This is a genomic window from Streptomyces hebeiensis (assembly GCF_052983195.1).
Genome location: NZ_CM129812.1, coordinates 4400014 through 4425397, shown reverse-complemented (window position 1 = coordinate 4425397; position 25384 = coordinate 4400014). Strand labels below are relative to the sequence as shown.

Annotated in this window: 20 protein-coding genes; 11 read left to right on the top strand and 9 right to left on the bottom strand. The window is 73.5% G+C overall.

Annotated elements, in window-relative coordinates:
- Positions 1-497: 497 nt before the first annotated feature.
- Positions 498-1379 carry a DUF5707 domain-containing protein gene (locus tag ACU6P3_RS19085; RefSeq protein ID WP_447193355.1) on the bottom strand — a complete coding sequence of 294 codons (882 nt, stop codon included), beginning with the start codon at positions 1377-1379 and terminating at the stop codon, positions 498-500.
- A 310-nt stretch (positions 1380-1689) separates the two neighbouring features.
- Positions 1690-4818, bottom strand: a complete 3129-nt coding sequence (locus ACU6P3_RS19080; protein ID WP_447193354.1) for a sacsin N-terminal ATP-binding-like domain-containing protein — start codon at positions 4816-4818, stop codon at positions 1690-1692.
- A gap of 218 nt (positions 4819-5036) precedes the next feature.
- On the opposite strand from ACU6P3_RS19080, the gene nshR reads away from it, so the two are divergent.
- The gene (nshR, locus tag ACU6P3_RS19075; RefSeq protein ID WP_447193353.1) at positions 5037-5840 is read left to right on the top strand and encodes an NshR/TsnR family 23S rRNA methyltransferase; all 804 of its coding nucleotides are present in this window, start codon (positions 5037-5039) and stop codon (positions 5838-5840) included.
- 404 nt (positions 5841-6244) lie between these two features.
- Here nshR and ACU6P3_RS19070 read toward each other — a convergent pair whose 3' ends face one another.
- The 3 genes from ACU6P3_RS19070 to ACU6P3_RS19060 form a co-directional block, all read right to left on the bottom strand.
- The gene (locus ACU6P3_RS19070; RefSeq protein WP_447193352.1) at positions 6245-6613 is read right to left on the bottom strand and encodes an ATP-binding protein; all 369 of its coding nucleotides are present in this window, start codon (positions 6611-6613) and stop codon (positions 6245-6247) included.
- Between the two features lie 287 nt (positions 6614-6900).
- Complete coding sequence (locus ACU6P3_RS19065) at positions 6901-8121, bottom strand: helix-turn-helix domain-containing protein (RefSeq protein ID WP_447193351.1); 1221 nt, start codon at positions 8119-8121, stop codon at positions 6901-6903.
- A gap of 760 nt (positions 8122-8881) precedes the next feature.
- Entirely contained in the window at positions 8882-9853 is a 972-nt protein-coding gene (locus tag ACU6P3_RS19060) for a DUF3027 domain-containing protein (protein ID WP_447193350.1), read from the bottom strand.
- A 484-nt stretch (positions 9854-10337) separates the two neighbouring features.
- Between ACU6P3_RS19060 and ACU6P3_RS19055 the strand changes: the two genes are divergently transcribed.
- The 4 genes from ACU6P3_RS19055 to ACU6P3_RS19040 all read left to right on the top strand — a co-directional run bounded on the left by ACU6P3_RS19055 (position 10338) and on the right by ACU6P3_RS19040 (position 14180).
- Positions 10338-11804, top strand: coding sequence for an MFS transporter (locus ACU6P3_RS19055; protein WP_447193349.1), 1467 nt, complete (start codon positions 10338-10340; stop codon positions 11802-11804).
- Positions 11805-11906: 102 nt separating this feature from the next.
- The gene (locus ACU6P3_RS19050) at positions 11907-12386 is read left to right on the top strand and encodes a hypothetical protein (protein ID WP_030750483.1); all 480 of its coding nucleotides are present in this window, start codon (positions 11907-11909) and stop codon (positions 12384-12386) included.
- A 175-nt stretch (positions 12387-12561) separates the two neighbouring features.
- Positions 12562-13314 (top strand): futalosine hydrolase, encoded by a 753-nt coding sequence (locus tag ACU6P3_RS19045; protein ID WP_447193348.1) that lies wholly within the window; start codon positions 12562-12564, stop codon positions 13312-13314.
- On the top strand, positions 13311-14180 hold the full coding sequence (locus ACU6P3_RS19040; protein ID WP_447193347.1) for a 1,4-dihydroxy-6-naphtoate synthase: 870 nt from the start codon (positions 13311-13313) through the stop codon (positions 14178-14180). Before ACU6P3_RS19045 ends, ACU6P3_RS19040 begins: the two co-directional genes overlap by 4 nt.
- Before the next feature lie 145 nt (positions 14181-14325).
- Here ACU6P3_RS19040 and ACU6P3_RS19035 read toward each other — a convergent pair whose 3' ends face one another.
- The gene (locus ACU6P3_RS19035) at positions 14326-14709 is read right to left on the bottom strand and encodes a cold-shock protein (RefSeq protein WP_030750475.1); all 384 of its coding nucleotides are present in this window, start codon (positions 14707-14709) and stop codon (positions 14326-14328) included.
- A 176-nt stretch (positions 14710-14885) separates the two neighbouring features.
- On the opposite strand from ACU6P3_RS19035, the gene ACU6P3_RS19030 reads away from it, so the two are divergent.
- Positions 14886-15215 carry a hypothetical protein gene (locus tag ACU6P3_RS19030; protein WP_447193346.1) on the top strand — a complete coding sequence of 110 codons (330 nt, stop codon included), beginning with the start codon at positions 14886-14888 and terminating at the stop codon, positions 15213-15215.
- Here ACU6P3_RS19030 and ACU6P3_RS19025 read toward each other — a convergent pair.
- Complete coding sequence (locus tag ACU6P3_RS19025) at positions 15200-15925, bottom strand: HAD family hydrolase (RefSeq protein WP_447193345.1); 726 nt, start codon at positions 15923-15925, stop codon at positions 15200-15202. The two genes, ACU6P3_RS19030 and ACU6P3_RS19025, sit on opposite strands and share 16 nt — an antisense overlap.
- Positions 15926-16134: 209 nt before the next feature.
- On the opposite strand from ACU6P3_RS19025, the gene ACU6P3_RS19020 reads away from it, so the two are divergent.
- The 4 genes from ACU6P3_RS19020 to ACU6P3_RS19005 all read left to right on the top strand — a co-directional run bounded on the left by ACU6P3_RS19020 (position 16135) and on the right by ACU6P3_RS19005 (position 19870).
- Positions 16135-17214, top strand: a complete 1080-nt coding sequence (locus tag ACU6P3_RS19020; protein ID WP_447193344.1) for a FecCD family ABC transporter permease — start codon at positions 16135-16137, stop codon at positions 17212-17214.
- A gap of 116 nt (positions 17215-17330) precedes the next feature.
- The gene (locus tag ACU6P3_RS19015) at positions 17331-18536 is read left to right on the top strand and encodes a FecCD family ABC transporter permease (RefSeq protein ID WP_447197961.1); all 1206 of its coding nucleotides are present in this window, start codon (positions 17331-17333) and stop codon (positions 18534-18536) included.
- The gene (locus ACU6P3_RS19010) at positions 18533-19384 is read left to right on the top strand and encodes an ABC transporter ATP-binding protein (RefSeq protein WP_447193343.1); all 852 of its coding nucleotides are present in this window, start codon (positions 18533-18535) and stop codon (positions 19382-19384) included. The genes ACU6P3_RS19015 and ACU6P3_RS19010 overlap by 4 nt, the downstream gene beginning before the upstream one ends.
- Before the next feature lie 111 nt (positions 19385-19495).
- Positions 19496-19870: a peptidase inhibitor family I36 protein gene (locus ACU6P3_RS19005; protein ID WP_447193342.1), complete on the top strand. Its 375-nt coding sequence runs from the start codon at positions 19496-19498 to the stop codon at positions 19868-19870.
- A gap of 260 nt (positions 19871-20130) precedes the next feature.
- On the opposite strand, the gene ACU6P3_RS19000 is transcribed toward ACU6P3_RS19005, so the two are convergent.
- Positions 20131-21279, bottom strand: coding sequence for a hypothetical protein (locus tag ACU6P3_RS19000; RefSeq protein ID WP_447193341.1), 1149 nt, complete (start codon positions 21277-21279; stop codon positions 20131-20133).
- A gap of 307 nt (positions 21280-21586) precedes the next feature.
- Between ACU6P3_RS19000 and ACU6P3_RS18995 the strand changes: the two genes are divergently transcribed.
- Complete coding sequence (locus ACU6P3_RS18995; protein ID WP_447193340.1) at positions 21587-24409, top strand: helicase-associated domain-containing protein; 2823 nt, start codon at positions 21587-21589, stop codon at positions 24407-24409.
- 117 nt (positions 24410-24526) lie between these two features.
- Here ACU6P3_RS18995 and ACU6P3_RS18990 read toward each other — a convergent pair whose 3' ends face one another.
- A complete protein-coding gene (locus tag ACU6P3_RS18990; RefSeq protein WP_447193339.1) occupies positions 24527-25036 on the bottom strand; it encodes a VanZ family protein in 510 nt (169 codons plus the stop codon).
- Between the last annotated feature and the right edge of the window lie 348 nt (positions 25037-25384).

The window sequence follows — 25384 nt, the reverse complement described above, 5'->3', positions numbered from 1 at the left end:
GAACCAGGGGGCGGAACTCCTGCACCGGCACGGTGTACGGCAGGATGCCGTCGCCCGCGTGCTGCTTCCCACCACCGGAGTCGCGGCGGAGGAGCCCCCGGAGGTCCGCGGCCCCGCCGACTTCGAACGCCGGCTCCTGCACGTCACACAGTTCACCGCCTCCGCTCAGAACGCGCCCACGGTCGGCACGACCCACCTGCTGGCCGCGCTGCTGGACAAGACCGGGACGAACGCGGAGACCGCGGCGGAGATCGAGCGCGTGCTGACCGAGAGCGGGGCGGACGTCGCCGCGCTGCGGGCGGAGCCGGAGCTCCGGGTTCCGGGCGGAGCGGCACACGCTGCCTGATGCCGCAGCGGGTGCGGCCTTGTCGGCCTCCGGGAACCTTCCGGGCCCGGTGACACCACCCCAGGTCATCCGTTCGACAGGGGGCGAAGGTCATGCCGGGCCCGGAGGCCGGCGGCCCTCTCGCAGGACCGCGAAAATCATGACGGGCGGGTCACTTCACGTCGACGAAGTCACCCGTGGCGTTGACCGCCGGGGTGGAGGCCGTACCGGCGAAGCTCCAGCGCCAGTAGCCGTCCACCGACGCCTTGACGGTCGTCTTGAGGGTGCCGGTGCTGGAGCCCTTGACCGTCTTGACGGTGGTGTACGTGTTGCTGTTCTTCTTGCGGAACTGGAGCTTCACCGACTGCCCCGCGTAGCCCTTGTACGTGCCCGTCTCCCAGTTGGCGCGGGAGAGCTTGCCGGTGACCGTGAGGGTGCCGTTCTTCTTCACCGGCTCCGGCGAGGCGTTGACGTCCAGCTTGGACAGCCGCTGCATGCGGATCTTGGTGTACGCGTCCTTCTGGACGAAGTCCCCGTCCTTGGCGATGGCCAGGGCGCCGACCTTCCAGTACGTGGCGTCGCTGTTGAGCAGCCAGGCCGGGTCGACCGTGACGGTCAGCGTGCAGGTGGAGGTGGTGGCACTGGCCGCCTTGCACGTGGCGGTGTCCTCGTTCTGGTCGAACCAGAACGTGTTGTCGTCCGGGTTCTCGAGGCTGGAGCCGATCCACAGGATCGTGGCGGCGTCCGCGATGCCCGAGTCGTCGGACGCGGTGATCGAGATCGTCACCTTCTTGGTGGCCTTGGTGCCCATGACGATGGGCTTGCCGCCGTTCACCACGGCCTTGCTGATCGTCGGGGCCGTGTTCGCCCTGGCAGCGGCGATCCCCTCCGCCCGCGCCTTCGGGGCGGCGGGCCGGTCCTGGGCCGAGAAGCCGAACCGCGGCGCGTCGGCCGGGCGGTCCCGCTGGGAGTCGGCCGCCTGCGCGGCCGGCACGACGAGAGCGGACAGGGCCAGGGCGCCGGAGACAGCGGCGACAGTGGCGCGAATACGCATGTGTTCCCCAAGTGGAGAAGGGGTCCCGCGGTGCGGCAGCCGCGTGTGCGGGCGCGGCGGGACCCGTCTGGTCTGCGAGTCAGCTGACTCGACAGACCAGACCCGGGGGGCGCGTGCATGGTTGTACACATTTCTGAAGATGTTGCGAAGATCGTCGGATGCGACGTCAGAAGCGACGCCACGTCCGCACATCACCCGAACGGGGCCGCGGCCGGACGGCACCGCGCGACGCCGTCACCCGGTAACCACCCGCGGCCGGCCACCCGTCGAACCACACAGCAGTGGAACCACACAGCAGTCGAACCACGCGTCAGTCGAACCAGCGGTTGCGCGCCAGTTCCTCCGTCCGCGACGGGTCCTCCAGCAGCGCCGCCACCTCGAAGCGCCGGGGCCACTGCCCCGCCGCCCACGCCAGGCCCGCCGCCACGCCCTCCAGCGTCGCCGCGTGCAGCACGCCGTCCGGGGTGCGGCGCCAGTCCAGCTCGACACCGCCCGCCAGCAGTTCCTCGTGCTCGACGTACGTGGCGGGCGTGCCGGGGCCCAGCAGGGCGTGGACCGCGGCCGGGACCGTGTGCTCCTCGCCGTCCGAGGTGACCTCCGCGGGGACCGCCTCGCTCAGCCGCCGCACCTGGAGCAGTTCCGCCAACTCGGCCACCCGCGAGGGCGACACGGGCAGCAGCGGCAGCCCGCCCGCCAGCGGCAGCAGGTCCGGGGCGTCCGCGATCAGCGCCTCGCCTGCGTCCACCACCCGTACCTCGCCGTCGACCACCGCGCGCAGTTCGTCGGGCAGGGTGACCTGTTCGGGGTCGAGATCGGCGAGCGCCGTGTACAGCCCGTGCAACTGCCGTTCGGTCACGGCCCGGTCCGGGTCGGCGAGCCGGCCCAGCAGCTCCGCCGCACCGCCCGGCTCGTCCAGCAGCGCCGCGACCGAGGTCCGTACGCCCAGCGCCCGCAGCACCTGCGCGTCGTCGAAGCCGGTCGCGTCCACGGAGTCGTACAGCCCGGCCAGCAGCGGGTCGCCGCCCTCGGCGCGCAGTCCGGCCGGGCGCCGGCCGTCGAGCACCGGATGGTCGCGCAGCCACCAGGCGGTGTACGGGCGTACGGTCCGCGTCGTGCCGTCGGGGAGCAGGATCCGCACGGGCTGGGTCAGCGCATCCCGCAGCGGCGGGCGCGCGAGCAGCGCCAGCGCGCGGGGCCAGGCGTCGTCGTCCACGAGGTCCAGGTCCCGTACGGCCACGATCTCGGTGGCGACCGGCGGCACGGGGCTCTCGTCCACCCGGTCCAGCACGTCCTCGCACCAGACGTCGACCGCGTCGAGCAGCCCGACGTCGTCGGGTTCGGCGTAATCGCCGTCGCGCGGCTCCAGTTCGTCGGGGTCCAGGACGACATCGGTGGCGCGTACGAGCGTGAAGTCCGCCAGGACGCCGCACGCGGCCAGCGGCTGTTCGCCCCAGCGGTCGGCCAGCTCGGCGTCGCAGTACGCCAGTTCACCCTCGCGCACGACGGAGGCGAACGCGCTGCCCGGCAGCAGGAGTTCACCGGCCGGGGCCCGCTCGCCGTCCTCGTCGGTCAGCGCGAGCGCGCCCAGCCACGGCTCGTCGCCCGGCTCCAGGCCCGCGTCCCGTACGAGCGCGAGAACGGTCTCGGCCAGTTCCTCCGGGTCGAGCGCGGAGGCGTCCTCGCCGTAGCCGCCCTCGTCCCACCTCTCGTCCGCGTCGAGCGAGGCGGCGACCGCGGCCCGCACCTGCGGAGTGGTCAGCACGGCGCGGGGCGTGGCGGGCAGGGCGCCCAGCTTCTCCAGCAGCGGGTGCGCGGCCTCGGGGTGGGCGACCTTGAGGCCGAGCCGGGCGAGGTCGGCGGACGACTCGGAGTCCGGCAGGGGCAGCAGGACCTGGCGCGGTCCGATGGTCGTACGGCCACTGGCCAGCGGCACCGGCAGCCCGGACAGCCGGTCGGGGTCGACGCCGGCGAGGGACTCGTACAGCCGCCGCCACCAGGCGGGCGGGCGTTCGATGCCCGCGATCCGCTCGATCGCCTCGCCGAGCGGCAGCCGGCCGACGCCGAGCGTGCGCAGCTCGGCCCGGCGCTCGAAGCCGGCGGGCAGCAGCGTGGGCAGCACCTCCGCGAGGACGCGTACGGTGTCGGCGCCCGCGCCCTCCACCACCTCGGCCTCGAAGGGGCGCAGCGCGGTCAGTTCCTCGGTGGGCACGGCGGGCGCGAGGAACGCCACCCGGGGCAGCCGCTCCAGCACCGCCGCCCGCAGCCGGCCGTCCAGCTCACCCTTGCCGAGCGGTCCCGGCACCAGGTCGATGGTGGCGGTGGAGACGGGCTCCCAGCCGCCGAGGAGTCCGGCGTACGCCTCGGCCGCCTGCCCGAGGAGGAAGTCGGTCAGCGGCCCGGGCGCGGGATGGCGCCGGGTGGTGTCCAGCGGCAGCGACGCGATCAGCAGGGCGGGCACGCCGAGGGGCTCGTCGGTGGGGGTGGGCGCGTGGACGACGGGCGCGGTGCGCGGGCGCGCGGGCGCGCCGTCGGCGTCCACGGGGACGGCCCAGGTGACGGCCCAGTGGGGGCGGAGGCGTTCCTCGACGGGGCGGTCCTTCAGGAGCGCGGGGTCGGTGGTGCCGTGGCGACGGGCGACCCGCCAGCGGCGGGGCGCGTCCGCCGCGCTGTCCTCGATACGGACGTACGGGCCGTCCTCGGTGCGGCGCAGGGTGCGGACCGTGTCCGCGGTCTCGACCACGACCTCTTCCAGGCCGGGGAGGGTGAGCAGCAGGGCGTCGTCGATGCCCGCGAGCAGCCGCTCGACCAGGTCCGTCGCCGTGCCGTCGCGCAGCGGCAGGATGACGACGGTGTCGTACCCCTCGGGCGCGGAGCCCTCGGCGGGCAGCGGCAGCCGCAGCAGGGGTACGTGCCCGTCGCGGCGGCGCAGTTCGTCGTCGAGCCCGGGGCTGGCCCCGGCGGCCCGCCGGGTCATTTCGCGGGCCTCGGTGAGGGACCAGCGGACGCCGCCGTGCCGGCCGACGACCGCGGGCTCGTCACTGACGGCGAGTACGGCGGCGAACCCGACGCCGAACCGGCCGACGGCGCTCTCGTCCCCCTCGCGCTTGGCCGACGCGCGGAGCGTGCTGAGGGACTCGACCCCGGCGGCGTCGAGGGGCGCGCCGGTGTTGGCGGCCACGAGCACGGCGGGGCTGCCGGGCGCGCCGGGCCCGAGCGTCAGCCGGAGCCGCCCGGGCACCTTGGCGCGGGCGGCGGCGTCGGCGGCGTTCTGGGCGAGCTCGACCACGAGCCGGTCCCGGTACCCGCCGAGCGCGAGGTCCTCCTCGGCGTTGGCGTCCTCCCGGAACCGCGCGGGCGCGGCCCCCCACGCATCCAGCACCCCTCGCCGCAGCCGAGCCGTCCCGAACGGGTCGGCCCCTTCGGTCGTCCTGACGCTCACGCTGTGACTCCGCTCTGTCCGCCCGGTGGTGACCGGCCCTGTCGGGAACCTGCTCCGCGCGTACCCGCTCTGTCGCGTACGCGCTCCGCTCTTGCACGTGCCCCGCTCGTACGCACCCCGCTCGTACGCACCCCGCTCGTACGCGCTCCGCACGTGCGGCCCGAAGGTACCGCGACGCGCCGTCCGGTGGGGGACGGGGTGGGCGTAGCATCTCCGGCGTGGCCAGCCCTGACGTCATCACCGAGCGCTCCGATCCCGCCGTACAGCGAATCATCGATGTCACGAAGCATTCGAGGTCCGTCGTCCGGACGGCACTGATCGAGGACGCCGAGCCTCTTCTGCACAGCATCAGCGCAGGAGTGGAGTTCATCGAGGTCTACGGACTGGAGACGGCTCCCCTGCCGGGCGAACTGCTCGCCGCCTGCGCGGAACGCGGTTTCCCGGTCCGTCTGATCGCCTCCTCCGTCGCGAACCAGATCTTCAGGACGGAGAAGAAGCCCAAGGCCTTCGGTATCGCCCGCGTCCCGAAGCCGTCCCGTTTCGCGGACCTGGCGGCCAGGTCCGGTGACGTCATTCTCCTCGACGGCGTGAAGATCGTCGGCAACATCGGTGCCATCGTGCGGACCTCGTTCGCTCTGGGGGCGGCGGGCATCGTGCTCGTGGACAGCGATCTCGTCAGCATCGCGGACCGCCGCCTGGTCAGGGCGAGCCGGGGCTACGTGTTCTCCCTCCCGATCGTCCTCGCGTCGCGGGCCGAGGCGGTCAGCCACTTCGGGAGCGGCGACATGCGGCTCGTGTCCTTCGACATCGACGGGTCGCTCACCATCGGCGACCTCGTCGGCATCGACGAACGGCTCGTCCTCATGTTCGGCAGCGAGAAGACCGGCGCCTCGGACGAGTTCTCCGGCATCTCGACCGAACTGGTGTCGATCCCCATGAACCCCATGGCCGAGTCGCTCAACGTCTCCGTGTCGGCCGGCATCGCCCTGCACGCCCGAGCCCACCGGAACCTCTCCTCGTGACCTGAGCCGGGGGCCGTCACCCGTGCGACGGGTTGGTCGTACGGGCCCGTCGTACGGACAGGTCGCACAGGCAGGTCGACGGCGCCCCGACAGGCTGGTCAGCGGCCCGGCCCCGGAGGGGGGTGCGGAGACCTGCGGAACCGGCTGCCGCGCCGGACAGCGGTATTCCCGTCGCACACCGTGCAACCGGCCACCGGTCGGCCGCCGACGGGCGTCGACACGAACGAGGGAAGCGCGAACAGCGCGCTGACGAGGACCGGCAGCGCGGGCCGATGACGACCGGTGGATCCGTACACCGGCGACACCCACGAACGCCCCGCCGACGTCGATGACCCGCCGCACGACGTCCCGATGGCGCCCCGGCCCGAGTGCCACGACGCGTACACGTGCGGCAGGCCACTCCGTCACCGCGCCACCTCGGCCCACACGGTCTTGCCGAACGGCCGGTCGACCACACCCCAGCGCTCCGCCAGCGCGTCGACGATGAACAGCCCACGCCCCCGCTCCCGTTCTCGCGAGACGCGTTTGAGCGACGGCCGCCGCCGCACGGGGGCCCGCACCTCGACACGGACGCGGGCGGCCGTGCCGCTCAGCCCGACGAGTACGGAGTCACCGGGCTCGGTCCCGTACCGAACGGCGTTGGTGACCAGCTCCGACACGACAAGTTCGACGGTGTCCGCCTGGTCCGTGCCCAGGTCCGGCCAGCGGTACGCGACGAACTCACGCGCGTAGGCGCGAGCGGCCCGGACGGACTCCGGGGCGCTCACCAGCATGAGCTGAGGCGGAGGCCCCTCCGGAGGCCGGCATCCAGGGTTTTCGTACTGCTTCGGGAGCATGGTCACCGTGTGCCTCCCCTCGTAGCCAGAGCGGCGCTCCGAGGGCCTGGCGGACGCCTTCTGGGTCGTGGGGTGCCGAATACGCGTGAGTCCGGGCAGGGCCCATGGCGACGCCTAGCGGCAACGAATACGGATTGCGACATGACCGTCACGTTATGAAGTCGCGAACTCTCCGAGCCAGTGCCACTCGGTCCCGGTTCACGGATCACTTGGGACGGCGCGTCCTACCCGATCAGACCGAGTCGGTCGGCCAGTCCCAGAACCGCCGTGTCACGACGAGGCGCGCGTCCTCGTAGCTCCTCGACCAGCCGACGCGACGTGGAGTGGTACCGCATCCACTCGGGCGCGTCCGCCTCCGCGAGCAGCAGTGCGTTCACGGCCGGGCGGTCCTTGCCGAGGTCGTTGTAGGCCAGGGCCCGGTCGACGTGGAAGCGGGCACGCCAGGTGGGCGGCAGCGAACCCAGTCCGGGGATGGTGCGTGCGGCGCGGACGGCCTCGTCGCTCTTCTCCATCTCCACCAGGAAGTTGACCCGGGCGACGCCCGCGTTGGTGGGGCCGAACGGCGTGGCGTAGACGAGACGGTCCTCCCCCATGCTTTCGGCAGCACCCTTCGCCAGTCTCAGCAGCTCCGTCACGGTGTCGTGCTTCTCCTGCCGCACAGCGGCCGTCGCAGCCCGCAGCAGCAGCACGCCCCACAGCGCGAGCGCCTTGGGCTCCGAGCGGAACCCCGGCTCGATCCGTTCCGCCCGAGCAAGAGCCACGTGCTCGGCGTCCGCCAACCGCCCTTGCTTGGTGAGCACCCACGCGAGGGTCGAGGCGGCCAGCGTCTCCAGGTCCGGATCGTCACACCGCCGGATCGCGGCGAGTGAACGCTCCATCGCCGTGAACGCCGCGTCCTCCTTGCCCAGCGCGGTCAGTGTCGTTGCCGCCACTTGGTAGGCCACCGCGAGCACGGAGTTGGCAGCCGCGCCTTCCGCGCCCGTGTACACGTGGACCGCCGCACGCGCGTCCCTGATCAACGGAGGAAGCAACACTCCGATCTCGCCGATGCGGCCTTCACGGCGGACGGTCTCGGTCGACTGGAGGGCGACGCGCAGGTCCTCGATGCTCGGGGGTTCCTCGGGATCGGTTTCGCCGTCGAGCAGGTCGGTCACCGGAGACACGGCTTGCCGCAGCGCGAGCACGGACGGCAAGCCCTCGTTCGCCGCATCGTCCGCCTCGAAGGTACTGGGCTGCCCGACGAGATGACTGGGTTCGGTGTCCAGTGCGGCGGCCAAGGCGTTGATGCTGGACAACCGGGCCGTCTTACGCCGCCCCTGTTCCAACTTGCGCACCACGTCGACGGAGAGCCCGGCGCGCTCGGCCAACCGCTCCCGCGTCATGCCCCGTCGCAGTCTCAGCTCCGCGACGCGGTCACCCATGCCCGATTCAAATGCCGCGCTCATGGTCAGACCTCCGCGTCATCCTCCGCCAGGAGGCCGGTACTTCACCGTACTCCGGAGCGCGGGAGCCCCTTGCCACGTCGGCCGGAGACGCGTAGTTCGTACGGGCCCTCCCAGGGCGCCCGTGGCGTCCCAGCCGCGCACGTCCGTGGAATCCTCCGCGAAGAACGGGAAGCATGGTCGGCGAGCTCGGTCGCTCGGTCGGCCTTTTGCGTCGTGCGTTGCGGAAGGCGCTTGAATCCGGGCAAGAGGCATGGCAGCGCCTTCGCGGCAAGCCCTGCCACGACGCGGCGAAGAAGAGGCTCGTGATCGCGGGCCAGGGCCGGGCGGTCCTGGCCGAGGCCGCTGTGGGCCGGGGCCCGGTCGATGTGGAAGCGAGCACGCCAGTGGGCGGCGGCGAACCAAGTCCGTGGAGGTCAGCCCGGGGCGGGGGGCCACGACCCGGTGGTCTCGGACGGGCCGGAGGACTGCCCCGCCTGCCGAAAGACACGGACACCGTAGAGCCGCAGGCCCCGGACGACCGGCTCCCGCCACCCACCCGTGACGTCCGGGGTGGCCACGTCCGCCCGGGGTGCCTGTGACGTCCCGGTCAGGCACGTCCGCCGGCGAGTGAGCCGAAGGGGCGCGCCGCTGTCGAAACGGAGAGCGCGCGCAGGCTCCGAGGAACGAGGAGCCGAGCACGGTCGACCGTCGACAGTGCCCGCGGCCGGAGGCCGCTGATGGATACAGCAAGCGCCCCGGAGGCGAACCGAGCCCCAAAAAACTACGAGTGGCCCAGTTCCTCCGACTCCTCGTCCGCCTCCGGCGACACCGATCCACTGTCCGCCGCCGGCCGCAGCGGGAACTCGTCCGCCGCCATCGAGTCCAGCACCGGCGGCGCGGGGCGCGGGGGCTTCGGCATGACCGCGGCCTCCGAGTGGCCGCCGCAGCCGTACGAGAGCGAGACCACCCGGCCGTCCGCCGGGGAGAACTCGTTCGCGCAGACGCCGAACGCCTGCTTGAGCGAGCCCGCCAGCGGGAGCAGGAAGCCGCAGGAGACGCAGGGCGCCGGGGCCGCCTGTGCCATGGGGGTCTTCGGGCCGAACGACTCGTCCCAGCGGTCCGCCGCCACGTGCAGGCCGTACCGCGACAGCACACGCGCCCGCCGCATGCCGAGTTCCTCGGCCACGGAGGCGATCGCCCCGCGCGCGGCGGCGGGGGGCTCCCCGGCCGCGCCGCCGGTCGTCTCCTCGATCGCCCCGGCCGCCACCGCTCCGGCCGTCGGCTCCGGCTCCCGCTCCAGTACCGCCTCCGGAACGGTCTCCGCCAGCACCGGCAGCGCCGCGTTCGGCGGCGGCTCGTCCGCGCCCGTGTAGCCCGGCTCCAGCCTGAGGTCGTCCGCCTCCGTCGGGAGCAGGTCCCCCGGCCCCATGTCGCCCGGCCGCAGGCGCTCGCTCCACGGCACCCACTCGGGCGCGCGCAGCGAGTCCGGGCCCGGCAACAGGACCGTCTCGTCGAGGGTGACGATCTTCGCGCGGGACGCGCGCGCGACCGTCACCGCCCAGCGCCAGCCCCGGTAGCCCGGTTCCTTGCACTCGAACAAGTGGGTGACGACCCGGTCGCCCTCCGCCATCACCGAGACGTGTTCCCCGACGACCCCTGGCGCGGCCGCCTCCTCGGCGGCCGACCTGGCGAGGTCTACCGCCTCGGCGCACAGGCGGTCAGGGGTACGGCTTCGCGTCGTCGCAGCACTCACAGGTCTCGCTTCTCTCTACGCGTCTCACGGGTGCGCCGGCCGATGCGCGATGCACGAGCGGTGGGCGGAGCGGACCTAGGGGCCGCATCGACGTCCACGCCCGATCACGCCTCGGGCACACCTGCCGTTATCCATTCTGCGGGATGACGAAGAGGCGCGCGGCCGAGTACAACCGCCGGTGGCGCGCTACGCACGCTACCCCGTCTCTCGTCCCCCGCCCACCTGCGTACCGTCTTTCCCGCACTTCGGCCGCCACCGCAACAAGCCCGTGACCCTGTCGGAACCGGGACCACGCCCGCACTGGAACCTGGCCCCGCCCCGCCGGAACCGGGCCCCGCCCCTGCCGAAACCCGGACCGGACCCGGACCGGACCCGGACCGGACCCGGACTGGAACCCCGCTCGGCGCCGGCTCCCGCGATTCCCGACGGCCGCGTCACGGCCGGGATCGGTTCGCACCACCCGTCACTGGGGCACTATGACGAGGTGGCAGCCGTAAGGTCGTCCGGCTCGGGCGGCCCGCTCCGCAGGACGGGGCGGGCCGTCGGCCGTGCCCTGCGTTTTCCGTTCGCGGCCGCCGGCAGAGGCATCCGCAGAGCCACCCACGCGCACGGGGCGGGTGAGACCGGGCTCGGCAAGCTGATCGAGCTGCACGCCGTGAACGGCGCGGGCGATGTCATGATCACGGTCGCGCTCGCCTCCACGGTCTTCTTCTCCGTGCCGACGGACGAGGCGCGCGGCCGGGTGGCGCTCTACCTCGCCGTCACGATGGCCCCGTTCACCCTTCTCGCCCCCGTCGTCGGCCCGCTCCTCGACCGCCTCCCACACGGCCGCCGTGCGGCCATGGCCGGGACGATGCTGATCCGGGCCCTCCTCGCGCTCGTGATGTCGGGCGCGGTGGCGACCGGCGAACTGGAGCTCTACCCGGCCGCGCTCGGCGTGCTGGTCGCGTCGAAGGCGTACGGCGTGGTCCGCAGCGCGGTCGTCCCGCGGCTGCTGCCGCCGCGCTTCTCGCTCGTACGGGCGAACTCCCGCGTCACGCTCTCCGGGCTGCTCGCCACCGGCGCGGCGGCCCCGGTCGGCGCGTTGCTGCACCAGCTCGGGCCGCCCTGGCCGCTGTACGGGGCATGTGTGATCTTCGTCGCCGGCGCGTTCCTGGCGTTCTCCATGCCCCACGTCGTCGACTCGGCGAAGGGCGAGCGCAAGGCACGGCTCGTCCCGCCCGGGGAGTGGGGCAAAGAGCCGGAGCGGGAACGGAACGAACGAGAGGGGCAGGGCAAACGCTTCGGCCGTGCGCGGGACAAGGAGCGCACCGGCGAGCGGCGCGGTGGCGAGCGGCGCGGCGGCGAGCGGCGCCCCGGCCTGCGCACCGTCGGCCCGTCCGTGCTGCACGGCCTCCAGGCGAACACCTCGCACCGCGCCCTCTCCGGATTCCTGATCTTCTTCCTGGCGTTCTTCCTCCGCGAGCACCCGCTCGCCGGTCAGAACGCGGTCGTCTCCATCGGGATCGTCGGTGTCGCGGCCGGTGCCGGCAACGCGCTCGGTACGGCCGTCGGCGCCTGGCTCAAGGCGCGCGGCCCCGAGCTGATCATCGCCACGATGCTCGGTATCGCGCTCGGTACGGCGGTCCTCGCGGCGCTGTTCTTCGGGAGCGTGATGCTGGCCGTCCTGTGCGCCGTGGCGGGGCTGTCGCAGGCGCTGTCGAAGCTGTCGCTGGACGCGATGATCCAACGGGACGTGCCCGAGGAGGTGCGGACCTCCGCCTTCGCCCGCTCCGAGACGCTGCTCCAGATGTCCTGGGTGGTGGGCGGCGCGATCGGTATCGCGCTGCCGCTGAACGCCGTGCTGGGCATGTCCGTCGCCGCGGGCATCATCGCGACCGCGGCCCTGCTGTCGGTACGGGGACTGCTCGGCGCGGCCCGCCGCGGCACACCGCACGCCCGCGTGGCCTGAAGGCGCCGGCCCGGTTCGCGCGGCCCCGCCGGGCCCCCGTCCACCGACGGCTCGCCGTACCCCCTCGTTCCGTGCGCACGGACGACCGATAGCCTTCGGCTCATGACCGCTGCGTTCTTCTCCGCCAAGGGCCGCCGGGCCGGTGCCGCTCTCGGCGCGCTGTCCGCCGGACTCCTCGTCCTCACCGCCTGTGAAAAGCCGACGCCGCTCGCGACCGTGACGGTCAACAGCGACTCGGTCAACACCGAGGCCACCTGCTACAACGACGGCAAGGCGATCAAGGAGAACGAGATCCAGCCCTGCCTGAACAAGAAGGCGGAGAAGACCATCACCGTCGCGATCGACGACAAGGTCCGCTTCGGCGTGGACCCCGAGCTCGCGGAGAACGGCTGGACGCTCTTCATCAACGGCCAGCAGGCCGAGCAGGAGCCGTACAAGAAGACGTACCGCACCATCCCCGCCAGCGCCTTCTTCACCAGCCAGACCGGCCAGACCTCGAACACCACCCAGGTCAGCATCGTGGAGACCAGCGGCAAGAAGCTCACGGGCATCTGGCACTTCGAGTTCAAGAAGGACTCCTGACGGAACTCCGGACGGAGCTCCTGACGCGACCGGAGCCGACCCCACCGCCGGCACCGGAGCCGACCCGTCCGGTACCAGAGCCGACCCGTCAGGCACCGATTCCGATTCCGAACCCGGTGTCGGTACCGGCGCCGACGGCGATCGCCCGGCCCTCGGGCACCCTGGAGGTCACGCCATGCGCGTGCTCGTCGTGACGGCGGTGGCGGCGGAGGCGAACGCCGTCGTCGCGGGCCTCGGCCGCTACTCGCTCGCCGGCGTCCGGGAGCTGACCGGCGGCTACGAGGTGACCACGCACGCCCAGTACACGCCCCGGCCGTCGTCCGTGCAGATACCGGTCGTGGACGTCCTGATCGGCGGGGCCGGTCCGGCGGCGGCGGCGGCCGCCACGGCCACGGCGCTCGCGACGTCGCCGTACGACCCGCCGTACCACCTGGTGCTCTCCACCGGGATCGGCGGCGGCTTCACACAGCACACCGCGCTCGGGACGGTCGTCCTGTCGGACGAGATCGTCGCGGCGGACCTGGGCGCCGACACCCCGGACGGTTTCCTGCCCGTGGCGGAGCTGGGCTTCGGCCGGGGCGTGCACCGTCCGCACCCGGAGCTGACGGCCCGGATGGCGAAGCTCCTGCTCGCCGACCCGCACCTGCACGCGGTCCACGCGCCGGTCCTCACCGTGTCCACGGTGACCGGCACGGCAGCCCGCGCGACCGAACTGAGCGCGCGCCATCCGCGCGCCGCCGCCGAGGCGATGGAGGGCTTCGGCGTGGCCGAGGCCGCCGCCGCCCATTTGGTACCGTGCGCCGAGATCCGGGCGGTCTCCAACGCCATCGGCCCCCGGGACCGCGCGTCCTGGCAGATCGGCCGGGCGCTGGACGCGCTGCGGTACGCGTTCACGCTGCTCACCCCCGTATTCGAGGAGCCTTCATGACCTCGCCGACCTCGCCGACCTCACCGGGACCGCTGCGCATCGCGCACTCTCCTTGCCCGAACGACACCTTCGTCTTCGACGCCTGGACGCACGGCCGGGTGCCCGGCGCCCCCGGCGTCGAGGTCACCTTCGCGGACATCGACATCACCAACGGCATGGCGGAACGCGGCGAGTTGGACATCCTGAAGGTGTCGTACGCCGTGCTGCCCTGGGTCCTCGACGAGTACGCCCTGCTGCCCTGCGGCGGCGCGCTGGGCCGGGGCTGCGGCCCGCTCGTCCTGACGAAGGAGCCGGGCGCGTCCCTCACCGGCAGGACCGTCGCCGTGCCGAGCGAGCGCTCCACGGCCTATCTGCTGTTCCGGCTGTGGGCGGCGGAGGTCGTGCCGGGCGGGGTGGGCGAGGTCGTCGTCATGCCCTTCCACGAGATCATGCCGGCGGTACGGGACGGGAAGGTGGACGCCGGACTGGTCATCCACGAGGCCCGCTTCACGTACCAGAACTACGGCCTGCACCGCCTCGCCGACCTCGGTGAGCACTGGGAGTCCACGACGGGCCTGCCGATCCCGCTGGGAGCGATCATCGCGAAGCGCTCGCTGGGCGACGCGACGCTCCGGCGGCTCGCCGAGTCGATCCGTACGTCGGTCCGGCTGGCCTGGGACGATCCGGAGGCCTCGCGGCCGTACGTCCTGGAGCACTCCCAGGAGATGGACCCGTCGGTCGCCGACCAGCACATCGGGCTGTACGTCAACGAGTTCACCGCGGACCTGGGCGAGGACGGTTACGCGGCGGTCCGGGGGCTGCTCACGCGCGCGGCGGCCGAGGGGCTCGTACCGCCCCTCGGCCAGGACGCGTTGCGTTTCGTCTGAGCCGGGCCCGAGCCGTGCCGGGTCGGTCGGGTCGCGCCGCGCCGGGTCGGCGTTCCCGTGTCTGCCGTGTGTACGACTCGTACGTAGGAGTCGTACACACGGAACGAACACGGGCCTGCGGCCGGCGGCCGGCCGGACAACAGGCCTACACGTCGAGCTGGTCCGCCACCGCCCTGAGCAGGCCGGCGATCTTCGCTCCCTGGGCCTTGTCGGGATAGCGCCCGCGCTCCAGCATCGGCGTGACGTTCTCCAGCAGCGTCGTCAGGTCCTGGACGATCGAGGCCAGTTCGTCGGGCTTGCGGCGCTGGGCCGCCGCGACCGACGGGGCCGGGTCGAGGAGCGTCACCGACAGCGCCTGGTCACCGCGTTGTCCCGCGACGACACCGAACTCCACGCGCTGGCCTGGCTTGAGGGCGTCGACTCCGGCAGGGAGGACCGACGAGTGCACGAAGACGTCGCCGCCGTCGTCACGGGAGAGGAAGCCGAAGCCCTTCTCACCGTTGAACCACTTGACTTTGCCGGTAGGCACGTCTGTCCTCGCCCTCGTACTCGTCGGTGCGCTGGCGCGCACAAAAACGGCTCTGGATAGCACTACAGCGGGTCGACCGACCCGCCACCACCAAGGCTAATGGTCCAAGGCGTGGTGACAAGACGTCGCCGTCCGGTTCCTGTCCGCTGCTGTCGGCAGGGAACTACCCTGGTGGCGTGACTGATACTCCTGATCCCAGCGCCACGGCGGACGCGACGAAGGACGACCCGGGCCCGGGTGACGGGCTGGTGCGGATCGGCGCGATCGTGTTCATCGTCGGTGCCGTGGCCACTCTGGTCACCGTCGCGCCGCTGTTCCTCGGCTCGCGGCCGTTCCCGACCGTCGCGTACCTCGTCTCCATGCTGATGGGGGTGGGCTTCCTGGTCGCGGGCGCGGGCGTGCTGCGGTCCGTCGGGGCGCAGCGCAGGCGGGCGAAGGCGAGTCAGGCGGCGGGACGGGCCGCGGGACAGGGCACGAGCCGGGCCGCTGGTCAGGCCGCGACGTAGCCGTCGAGCCAGGCCGGGAACGCCGTCAGGTCCGGCAGGACCACATCGGCTCCGGCCGCCCGCAGTTCCGCCGCGTCGCACGGGCCCGTCGGCACCGCGACCGAGAGCGCCCCGGCCGTCCGCGCCCCGCGCACGTCGCCGGTGTGGTCCCCCACGTACACCGTCGCCCCGTGCTCGCGCAGCGCGCCGCCCTTCGCCTCCGCCCACAGCCATCCGACGACCGCGTCCGGCTCGATGCCGAGGTGGCTGAGGTGGAGCTTGGCGTTCGGCTCGTGCTTGGCGGTGACGACGACCGCCCGGCCGCCGAGCGCCTGGACGGCGGCTATCGCCTCCCGTGCGCCCGGCAGGGCGAGGGTCGGCGCGATGGCGAATGTGGGATAGATCTCCCGGTAGCGGTCGCTCATGGCGGCGATGCGCTCCTCGGGGAACCAGTGCGCCAACTCCACCTCCAGCGGCGGTCCGAGCCGGGTCACCGCGAGGTCGGCGTCGATGTGCGTCCCGGTCTCGGCGGAGAGTGCCCGGTAGGCGGCGTGGATGCCGGGCCGTGAGTCGATCAGGGTCATGTCGAGGTCGAAGCCGACCGTGGGGGCGGGGCGGGACCCGCTCGCCACGTGGGATGCCCGGGGCGCCAGGGGCACCTGCGGTTCCGGGGGCACCTGGGATGTCCGGGGCGCCGGGTAGACCGGGCTTGAGGGGGGCGGAGAAGACATGGTGGCCATTGTGCCCGGACGACATCGCATCCAGGCCGCTGGCCGGATTCGACCGGTGCGTAGACTTAGCCAAGCCTTACCGTGCCTGACCCGTGTCCCACCATGTCTCACCGTCTCCGACCTGAGCCCGACCTGAAGCCTGACCCGAGCCCCACCGTGCCTGGCCGAGCGTTACCGGGCCTTTCGCCGGCCGTACGAGATTGGTCCCGATGCCAGCCCACGCCCCGACGTCCGCCCCCATGGCCTCCGACCGGGCCGCCCCGAACCCGAACGCGACGAAGGGACCGCGCGGCGCCCTGGTCGCGCGCCGTGTCGCCTGGACGACCGGTGGCGTCGTGGCCGTCCTGCTCGCGGTCCTGCTGAGTCTCGCCGTCGGAGCGCGCGCCGTCGCCCCCTCCGCCGTTCTGGACGCCCTGCTGCACGGCGCGCGCGGCGACGACGCCGAGGTCATCCGGGAACTGCGCCTGCCGCGCACGCTGATCGGGCTGATGGTCGGCGCGGCGCTGGCCCTCGCGGGCACGGCGCTGCAGGGCATCACCCGCAACCCCATCGCGGACCCCGGCATCCTGGGCATCAGCCAGGGCGCGTCGGTGGGCGTCGTGCTGGCCATCGCGTTCGCCGGGGTGCACACGCTCACGGGCTATGTCTGGTACGCGTTCGCGGGCGCGGGGATCGCGTCGGTGGCGGTGTACGCGATCGCCTCGCGCGGACGCGGCGGCGCCACGCCCGTCACGCTCGCGCTGGGCGGCGCCGCGATCAACGCGCTGCTGGTCTCGGTGACGACGGCCGTGCTGACGACGGACGCGGCGACGATGGACGAGTACCGGTTCTGGCAGGTCGGGTCGCTCGCGGGCCGGAACGCCGAAGTGGCCGGTCAGGTCTGGCCGTTCCTGCTGGTGGGAACGGTGCTGGTGGTGTCCGTGGCACGGGGTCTGGACGCGCTGGCGCTCGGCGAGGACATGGCGAGGGGGCTGGGCCAGAACGTCGCGGCCGTACGGATCCTGGGCGGCCTCGGGGCGACCGTGCTGACGGGGGTGGGCGTCGCGGCGGCCGGCCCGATCGCCTTCGTAGGCCTGGCCGTTCCGCACCTGGCACGGGCGCTCGTCGGCAGCGACCACCGCTGGCTGCTGCCGATGGCGGCGCTGATCGGGCCGGTCATGCTGCTCGTGTCGGACGTGGTGGGCCGGATCGTGTTCCCGCCGGGCGAGGTGCCGGCCGGGGTGATGACGGCGCTGATCGGGGTGCCGTTCCTGGTGACGCTCGTACGCAGGAAGGCGGTACCGGCGTGACGGGGGACGGCGTGACGGGGGACGGCGCGATACGCGATGGTGCGATACGCGATGGTGCGATACGCCATGGTGCGGTACGGGACGACGCGACGCTCGACGACGCGGTACGGGACCGCATGACGCAGGACGGCTCGACGCGCGACGGCGCCGGTGCTCGCCTGCGCCCCGCCGGTTACGGGCGGCTACGGCTCGGCCGGGCCACCTTCCTGCTGCACCGTCGGGCCGCCGTGGTGGCGGGCGCGTTCGCGCTGCTGCTGGCGGTGGTGTGCGTCGCGTACCTGAGCGTGGGCGAGAGCTTCGTGGCACCGGCCGAGGTGCTCAAGGTGCTGACCGGCCGGCCGTCGCCGGACGAACTGGTCGTCGGCACGCTCCGGTTGCCGCGCATGGTGGTGGGGCTGCTGGTCGGCCTCGCCTTCGGTGTGGCGGGCGCGCTGATCCAGACCGTCGCCCGTAACCCGCTGGCCAGCCCGGACGTCATCGGCATCAGCCAGGGCGCGGGCGCGCTGACGGTGGGGGCGATGACGTTCGGGGTCACCTCCTACGCGGTCCTGCCGTACGTGTCCGTGGCGGGCGGCCTCCTGGCGGCGGCCCTGGTGTACGCGTTCGCCTGGCGCGGCGGCCTGCACGCGACGCGCTTCGTGCTGATCGGCATCGGCTTCGCGATCGCGCTGCGTTCCGTCATCACCCTGTTCCTGACCAAGGGCGACTACCTGGTCGCGCAGCAGGCGCAGGTCTGGATGACCGGTTCCCTCAACGGCCGTGGCTGGGACGAGGCGGGCCCGCTGGGACTCGTCCTGCTTGTTCTGCTGCCCTTGGTGCTGTGGGCGGGGTACGCGCAGCGCACGGTCTCGATGGACGACGACACGGCGACCGCGCTGGGCGTACGCCTCGGGCGGGTACGGCTCGGTCTGGTGCTGGCCGGTGTGATCCTGGCGTCGGTGGCGACCGGGGCGGCGGGCCCGGTGGACTTCGTGGCACTGCTGGCGCCGCAGATCGCGCGGCGCGTGACCCGTACGGCACAGATCCCGCTGCTGTGCTCGGCGCTGCTGGGTGCGGTGATCGTGGTGCTGGGGGACCTGTTGGCACGCAAGCTGCTCGCACCGACGGAGCTGCCGGTGGGAGTGCTGACGGCGGCGGTGGGGGCGCCGTATCTGATCTGGCTGATCGTGCGCGGCCGTACCGGGCGCCCCGGCGACGCGGGCACGGGCTCGGCCAAGGGCAGGGGCAGGGGCAGGAGCGACGGCGTCGGCACGGGCGCGGGCGCCGGCCCGGGGCCGGTGGCGGCGACGGGCGCGGGTGTGGGCGTGGGAGGCAAGGGATGAGCAGGCTCAGGGCCCAGGGGCTGACCCTGGCGTACGAGGACCGTACGGTCGTGTCCGACCTGGACCTGGCGGTCCCGGACGGGCGGGTGACGGTGATAGTCGGCCCGAACGCGTGCGGGAAGTCGACGACGCTGCGCGCGCTGGGCCGGCTGCTGCGGCCCAGGAGCGGGTCCGTGCTGCTGGACGGTACGGAGCTGGCGAAGATCCCGACGAAGCGGATCGCTCGGTCGATCGGCCTGCTGCCGCAGTCGCCGGTGGCCCCCGAGGCGATCACGGTCGCGGACCTGGTCTCGCGGGGCCGGCAGCCGCACCAGCGGTGGTGGCAGCAGTGGTCGGAGGAGGACGAGCGCGCCGTCAGGGACGCCATGGCCCGCACCGACGTCACCGCTCTCGCCGACCGGTCGGTGGACGAGCTGTCGGGCGGTCAGCGCCAGCGCGTGTGGATCGCGATGGCGCTGGCACAGGAGACGGACCTGCTGCTCCTGGACGAGCCGACGACCTTCCTGGACATCGCGCACCAGGTGGAGGTCCTGGACCTGGTCCGCCGGCTCAACCACGAGCAGGGCCGTACGGTCGTGATCGTCCTGCACGACCTGAACCAGGCGGCGCGCTACGCGGATCACCTGGTGGCGATGAAGGCGGGCCGTGTGGTGGCGGAAGGGCCTCCGGCGGACGTGGTGACGGCGGAGCTGGTACGGGAGGTCTTCGGCCTGGAGTCGATCGTGGTCCCGGATCCGGTGACGGGGTCGCCGCTGGTGGTGCCGGGGGCGCCGTACGGTCCCCGGCGGGCGGCCGAGGACGAGAACTCCGAAGACACGGAAGACACGGAAGACCCGATACGCACATAAGCCTATATGGAGTGCTTCGGGCGCCCCTGTTTCGCGCCCTGCCGGGCCATGGCCGTGCGGGGTGATGCTGACGACGGAAGGATCGAGCACCTAGGACCAAGGGGAACGTCCATGCGCAAGATCGGTACCCTCGTCGCCACCGCCGGAGCAGCGGTCCTGCTCGCCGGCCTGACCACGTCGCCCGCGCCCGCCACGCCCGCCGCCCCCGCCTACGGCAACTGCGCGGACAAGTACTTCTGCATCTACAGCGACTGGAACGGGGGCGGCACCCGATGCCAGTGGTCCCAGGAGAAGCTGGCGAACACCGCCGACAACTGCTCGTTCATCCAACGGGGCCAGAACGTCCGCTCGGTGTGGAACAAGACGGGACACCGGGTGCAGTACTACAAGCAGACCAACTATAAGAACCGCGTGGGCTCCACGCCGAACGGCTCGGGCGGCAACCTCCAGGGCAACTACCAGATCCGCTCGTTCAAGCCGAACTAGTGCCCCTCCCGGCAACGTTTGCCCCGTCGCGGCACTAGCCTGCGGGCCACGGTGCCGCGGTGGGGCCACGGGCCGACGGGGTGACTTCGGCCCCGCCGCCCGCGCGGCCGAAGGAATCTCTCGCGTCACAGAGCGCGTTCCTCGGCAGCCGGGACGCGAGAGAGACAGGGGCGCGAAAGAGACAGGGGCGCGAAAGAGACAGGGGCGCGGAAGAGACGGAGGCGCGGGAGAGACGGAGGCGCGGGAGAGACAGGCCCCGGCTACCCCGTCGTGCCATTCCTTTCCCTCGCGCGCCAGACCAGGTACAGCGCCGACGTCACCGCCGCCGTGCGGACCACGACCGGCCAGAGGTCCGACCAGGCGTCGGCCATCCCGCCGTTCGGGATCGCGTCTCCCCAACGGCCTTCCAGCCGGCCCCAGAACCAGACCAGGCCGCCGACCGCCGAAACGCCCGGAAGGCCGAAGACGGCCCACTTGGCTTCGGCCTGGGAGAGGGTGCGGGAGGCATAGGCGAGGGCCCAGCCGAAGGCCAGCGCCAGCAAGGAGCCCTGGACCGCGCCCACGCACAGGAGCGCCGCCGCCAGCAGGAGCAGGGCGTTGAACCTGGTCCTCGGCCTGCCACCGGCGTCCTTGCGGCGCAGGCCGCCGAGGAGAGCGCCCAGGCCGAAGCGCCGGCCGGAGGCCCCCTTGGTCGCCTCGGCCGTCCCGGCCGACGGGGCCGCCTCCGCCGCCGCCTCGGCCTTCGCCGACTCGTCCTCGGCGTCCTTCGGCTTCTCCGGCGGTGGTTTCAGTATCTCCGGGATCTCGACCCCGCCCACGAATCCCCCGCGCGCCCCCGCGTCCGGGGAGAGCACCGCACCCATCGGCCCCGGTTCGATGCGCCACCAGTCGGGCTGGCCGCCGGCGGACGGGCCCAGTTCGTCCATCCCCGCCAGGTGGGGCGGCGTGGTGGCTGATCCCGTGCCGACGCCCGCGCCCGCGCCTCCCGCCGGAGCGGCCGACGGCCCCGACGGCCCCGGCGGCTCGGGCGTCCCGGGCCGCGCGGGGCGCCCCGGCCGCTCCGGCCCCTTCAGCTTCTTCGTCCACTGCGTCAGCTGGGCCCGCTGCGTTCGCTGCGTCCTCTGCGTCGGTACCGTCGCCGGTTCGGACCGCTGGGAACGCTCGGACTCGGCCCGTCCCGGATCCGAGGACGCCGCGCCCACCACCTCCTCCGGCTCCCCCAGCCGTCCCAGGATCCGCCGCACCGCCGCCGGACTGTCACCGCCCGACGTGCCCCGCTGCCGGTCGATCTCGTTCCGCAACGACGACACCAGGCGCATCCGCTCCGCCGCCGGCAGCTGACGCTGTTGCGCCACGTCCCCGACCCGGCTCAGGTAGTCGTAGACGAGCTGGTCGCTCTCGATCCCCACGCAGTCCTCCGCAGTCCTCCGCGCGCTCACGCTCTCCGCAACCGGTACCCGCACGCGATGCTGTCTGAGTCGTCCGCGCACGTCCACCCCGTACGACGACCCCGTACGTCCGTCCGTCCGGTACGACGGTCCCGCACATCGACCTCGTACGTCGGCCCCGCGCGTCCACGCCGGCACGTCCACCGCTCACCGCCACTCACGTCCGGCGCCCACATCCACCCGTACCGACGGTACGGTTCGGCCGCGCCGCGCACCCCGAAGCCGAGGAGCACCGGCGCGGCGGCACTCACGAGCTAACGTGGAACGGATGCGGACCCGCCCATCCCAGCAGGAGGCGCACGTGCCAGAAGCAACCGGCGGTACGCCACCGCGCACGCTCGCGGAGGCCCTGCGCGCCCAGGGCGACGAATCGCTCGCCGCCCTGCTGCGCGCCCGGCCCGATCTGCTGAACCCCGTACCGGGCGACCTCTCACAGCTCGCCACCCGCGCCGCGACCCGCGCGTCCGTCGTACGGGCCCTGGAGCGGCTCGACAGGTTCACGCTCCAGACGGCGGAGGCGCTGGCCGTGGCACCCGAGCCCGCGCCGTACGGGACGCTGCGCGCGCTCCTGACCGGCGACGACGGCAACGAGCAGGTCGAGGCCGCGCTGCCGGCCGCCGTACGGACCCTCCGCGAGCGGGCGCTCCTCTGGGGCGGTGACGACCGGCTCCGGCTGGTCCGTACCGCGCGCGAGCTGCTCGCCCCGTCCGCCACCCACCCCTCGCCGACCGGCCTCGGCCCGACCGTCGCCGAGGCCACCTCGGGCATGTCACCCGGCCGCCTCCAGGAGATCCTGGCCGCCGCTGGGCTGCCGTCCACCCATGACCCGGTCTCCGCCGTCGCCGCGCTGACCGAGCTGTTCACGGACCGTACGCGCATGGCGGCCCTGCTCGACACCGCGCCCACGGAGGCGCTGGCGGTGCTCGACCGGCTGGTGTGGGGGCCGCCGTACGGGGAGGTCACGGCCAACCCGGCGCCGCCGGTGCGGTGGCTGCGCGACCGGGGGCTGCTGCTGCCGGCGACCGCCCGTACCGTCGTCCTGCCCCGCGAGGCCGCGCTGCATCTGCGCGCCGGGCGTGCCCACCGGACGCCGGAGCCCGTGGCGTCCGCCGTACGCCCCCGGGGCGCGGGCGGCGCGGGCTCCGACGTACGGCCGTATTCTCCACAGGCTGTGGACAGCGCGGCGGCCGGTCAGGCGTACACCGCCCTCGCCACCATCGAGGAGCTGGCCAAGGACTGGAACGAGGGCGGCCCGGGTGTCCTGCGCGCCGGCGGCCTGTCCGTACGCGACCTCAAGCGCACCGCCACCGCCCTGGAGGTCACCGAGCCCGTGGCCGCGTTCTGGGTCGAACTCGCCTTCGCAGCCGGCCTGGTGGCCTCGGACGGCGAGGCGGACGAACGGTACGCGCCGACCCCCGCCTACGACGCCTGGCTCGAACTCCCCGCCGCCGAGCGGTGGGCGTGCCTGGCCACCGCCTGGCTGACGGCCACCCGCACGTCCGGCCTCGTCGGCAGCCAGGACTCCAAGGGCCGTACGCTCTCGGCGCTCGGTCCCGGCCTGGACCGGAGTCAGGCGCCCGAGGTACGGCGGCGGGTCCTCGACCTGCTCGTCACGCTCCCGGAGGGCACCGCACCCGACCCCGAGTCGCTGCTGGCGCGGCTGCGCTGGGAGCGCCCGCTGCGCGGCGCGTCGGCCTCCGGGCGGTCGGACGACCTCCGGGCACGGATCGCGTCCTGGACGCTGAACGAGGCCGAGATGCTGGGCCTCACGGGGCGGGGCGCGCCCGCGACGCACACCCGCGCGCTGCTGGGGGCGGGCGCGGCGGGGGCCGGGAACGCCGAGACCCCACCGGGTACCTCCGAGACCACCGGCGCCACCAACGCCACCGACACCACCGACTCCGCGACCGCCGCCTCCACCGTCCCCGCGGCCACCGGCGACTCCACCGTCCCCGCGGCCACCGCCGCCGCGGCCGCCGCGTCCGCCGAAGCCGGGACGTCGGCCGTGGAACTGTCCGCCGCCGCACGGCGCGCCGCCCGCGCCCTCGCGCCGTACCTCCCCGACCCCCTCGACCATGTCCTGCTCCAGGCCGACCTCACGGCCGTCGCCCCCGGCCCGCTGCTCCGGCCGCTCGCCGAACTGCTCTCGGTCGCGGCCGAGGTCGAGTCGAAGGGCGGCGCGACGGTCTACCGGTTCACCCCGGCCTCCGTACGGCGCGCGCTCGATGCCGGGCAGTCGGCCTCCGACCTGCACGATTTCCTCGAGGCGCACAGCCGTACGCCCGTCCCGCAGCCGCTCGCCTACCTCATCGACGACGTGGCCCGCAAGCACGGGCACCTGCGGGTCGGTGCCGCGTCGGCGTACGTACGGTGCGACGACGAGGCCGTACTCGACGAGATCCTGGCCGACAAGCGCTCGCAGGGCCTGCGGCTGCGCCGCCTCGCCCCGACCGTCCTGGCCGCGCAGGCCGAGCCGGCGGCGTTGCTGGACGGGCTGCGGACGATGGGGTTCGCGCCGGCCGCCGAGTCGGCCGAGGGCGATGTGATGATCACGCGGGCGCATGCCTACCGCACGCCGCCGCGGAACGCGCCCGCGCCGGTCCCCGACGGACCGCCGGTGCCGGACGCGACGCTGCTGGGGGCGGCGGTCAGGGCGATCCGGGCGGGGGACAGGGCGGCGACGGTGATCCGCAAACCGACGGCGGGCGAGGCCGTCCCCGCGCCGGCCACCGCTTCCCCGGCGACGGGGCGGGGGCAGGGACGGGCAGGGGGCGGCGTGCGCCTGCCCGAGCCGGGCCCGGGCGACGTCACGGGAACGGGCACGGACACCGGCTCGGGCGCGAACGGCGGCCGCCTGCCCCGCACCACCTCCGCCGAGACCCTCGCGACGGTCCAGGCCGCGGCGCTGACCGGCTCGGCGGTGTGGATCGGCTACGTGAACGCCGACGGGGCGGCGAGCCAGCGCGTCATCGCGCCGGTACGGGTGGAGGGCGGCTTCGTGACGGCGTACGACCACACGGCGGACGAGATCCGTACGTATCCGCTGCACCGGATCACAGGAGTCGCGGAACTGGCGGACGACCCGGCGTAGGCGCTGTCCGGGGCGAAGGCGGCGCCGTCCGGTGCCACGCCGACCGGGAGCCGAGCCGCCGCGGCGCCGCCCGGAACTCACGCGGCGCCGCCGCCGCGCCCGCGCGACCCGTTTCGCCTACTTCGCGCGCTTCACCCGAGTCACCCGCTTCGGCGCCTTCGGCTTCTTCGGCTCGGTCGCCCCCTTCGGCTCGGCCCTCGAACGCGCGCCCCGCTCCCCCAGCGCGTGGAACCGCCGCCCGATCCGCCGCCCCAGCAGCAGGTACGCCAGCAGCGCCCCGCTCGTGTTGAGGATCACGTCGTCCACGTCGAAGGCACGCCCCTCGACCAGCGCTCCCTGCGCCATCTCGACCAGCACCATCACCAGCAACGTCAGCAGCACCACCCGCACCATCCGCAGCCGACGAGGCACCAGCACCGGCAGGATCAGTCCGAACGGCGCTCCCATCAGCAGGTTGCCGCCGATCTGCTTGCACGCGGCGAGGAAGGTGTAGTCCTCCGCGTACTGCCGCAGCGAATGCCCCGGCCGGAGATTGGAGCCCGCCAGCTCCGAGGAGGCGGGCGACGGGGTCAGCGTCAACTCGGCCAGCACCGCCGCGAAGGCCACCAGTCCGGCGAAGGCGACCACCGTGATGAGAATGCGCAGCGCCGTTCTGCCGGCCCCGCTCCATGCGACGCCCGAGGCACGAGCAGTGCGTGAGATACGAGAGGTGAGTGAGATACGAGAGCCCGGAGAGGTACGTACCGGACTCCCGCGCCGCGCCGCGGCCCCGGGCCTTTTCGTCTCAGCCGTCATACGAGCCTGGTGCCCCGCCCCCGCCCGTATACGCGGCACCCTCCGGGGCCCCGCCCCCGCCCGTGTACGCGACGCGCTCCGGGTGCCCCGCCCCCGGCATCCGCACGGGCGCCGGTCGGCACGCCGCCCGGCCGCCGCACCCCGCCCAGCCACAGCCGCTCGCGGCCTTGGCCCAGGCGA

Excerpts from the sequence above, each read along its gene's own strand:
- ACU6P3_RS19085 (WP_447193355.1), bottom strand. The coding sequence starts at position 1,379 with ATGCGTATTCGCGCCACTGTCGCCGCTGTCTCCGGCGCCCTGGCCCTG.
- ACU6P3_RS19070 (WP_447193352.1), bottom strand. The coding sequence starts at position 6,613 with ATGCTGGTGAGCGCCCCGGAGTCCGTCCGGGCCGCTCGCGCCTACGCG.
- ACU6P3_RS19065 (WP_447193351.1), bottom strand. The coding sequence starts at position 8,121 with ATGAGCGCGGCATTTGAATCGGGCATGGGTGACCGCGTCGCGGAGCTG.
- ACU6P3_RS19050 (WP_030750483.1), top strand. The coding sequence starts at position 11,907 with ATGACCGCTGCGTTCTTCTCCGCCAAGGGCCGCCGGGCCGGTGCCGCT.
- ACU6P3_RS19045 (WP_447193348.1), top strand. The coding sequence starts at position 12,562 with ATGCGCGTGCTCGTCGTGACGGCGGTGGCGGCGGAGGCGAACGCCGTC.
- ACU6P3_RS19040 (WP_447193347.1), top strand. The coding sequence starts at position 13,311 with ATGACCTCGCCGACCTCGCCGACCTCACCGGGACCGCTGCGCATCGCG.
- ACU6P3_RS19025 (WP_447193345.1), bottom strand. The coding sequence starts at position 15,925 with ATGTCTTCTCCGCCCCCCTCAAGCCCGGTCTACCCGGCGCCCCGGACA.
- ACU6P3_RS19020 (WP_447193344.1), top strand. The coding sequence starts at position 16,135 with ATGCCAGCCCACGCCCCGACGTCCGCCCCCATGGCCTCCGACCGGGCC.
- ACU6P3_RS19015 (WP_447197961.1), top strand. The coding sequence starts at position 17,331 with ATGACGCAGGACGGCTCGACGCGCGACGGCGCCGGTGCTCGCCTGCGC.
- ACU6P3_RS19010 (WP_447193343.1), top strand. The coding sequence starts at position 18,533 with ATGAGCAGGCTCAGGGCCCAGGGGCTGACCCTGGCGTACGAGGACCGT.
- ACU6P3_RS19005 (WP_447193342.1), top strand. The coding sequence starts at position 19,496 with ATGCGCAAGATCGGTACCCTCGTCGCCACCGCCGGAGCAGCGGTCCTG.
- ACU6P3_RS18995 (WP_447193340.1), top strand. The coding sequence starts at position 21,587 with ATGCGGACCCGCCCATCCCAGCAGGAGGCGCACGTGCCAGAAGCAACC.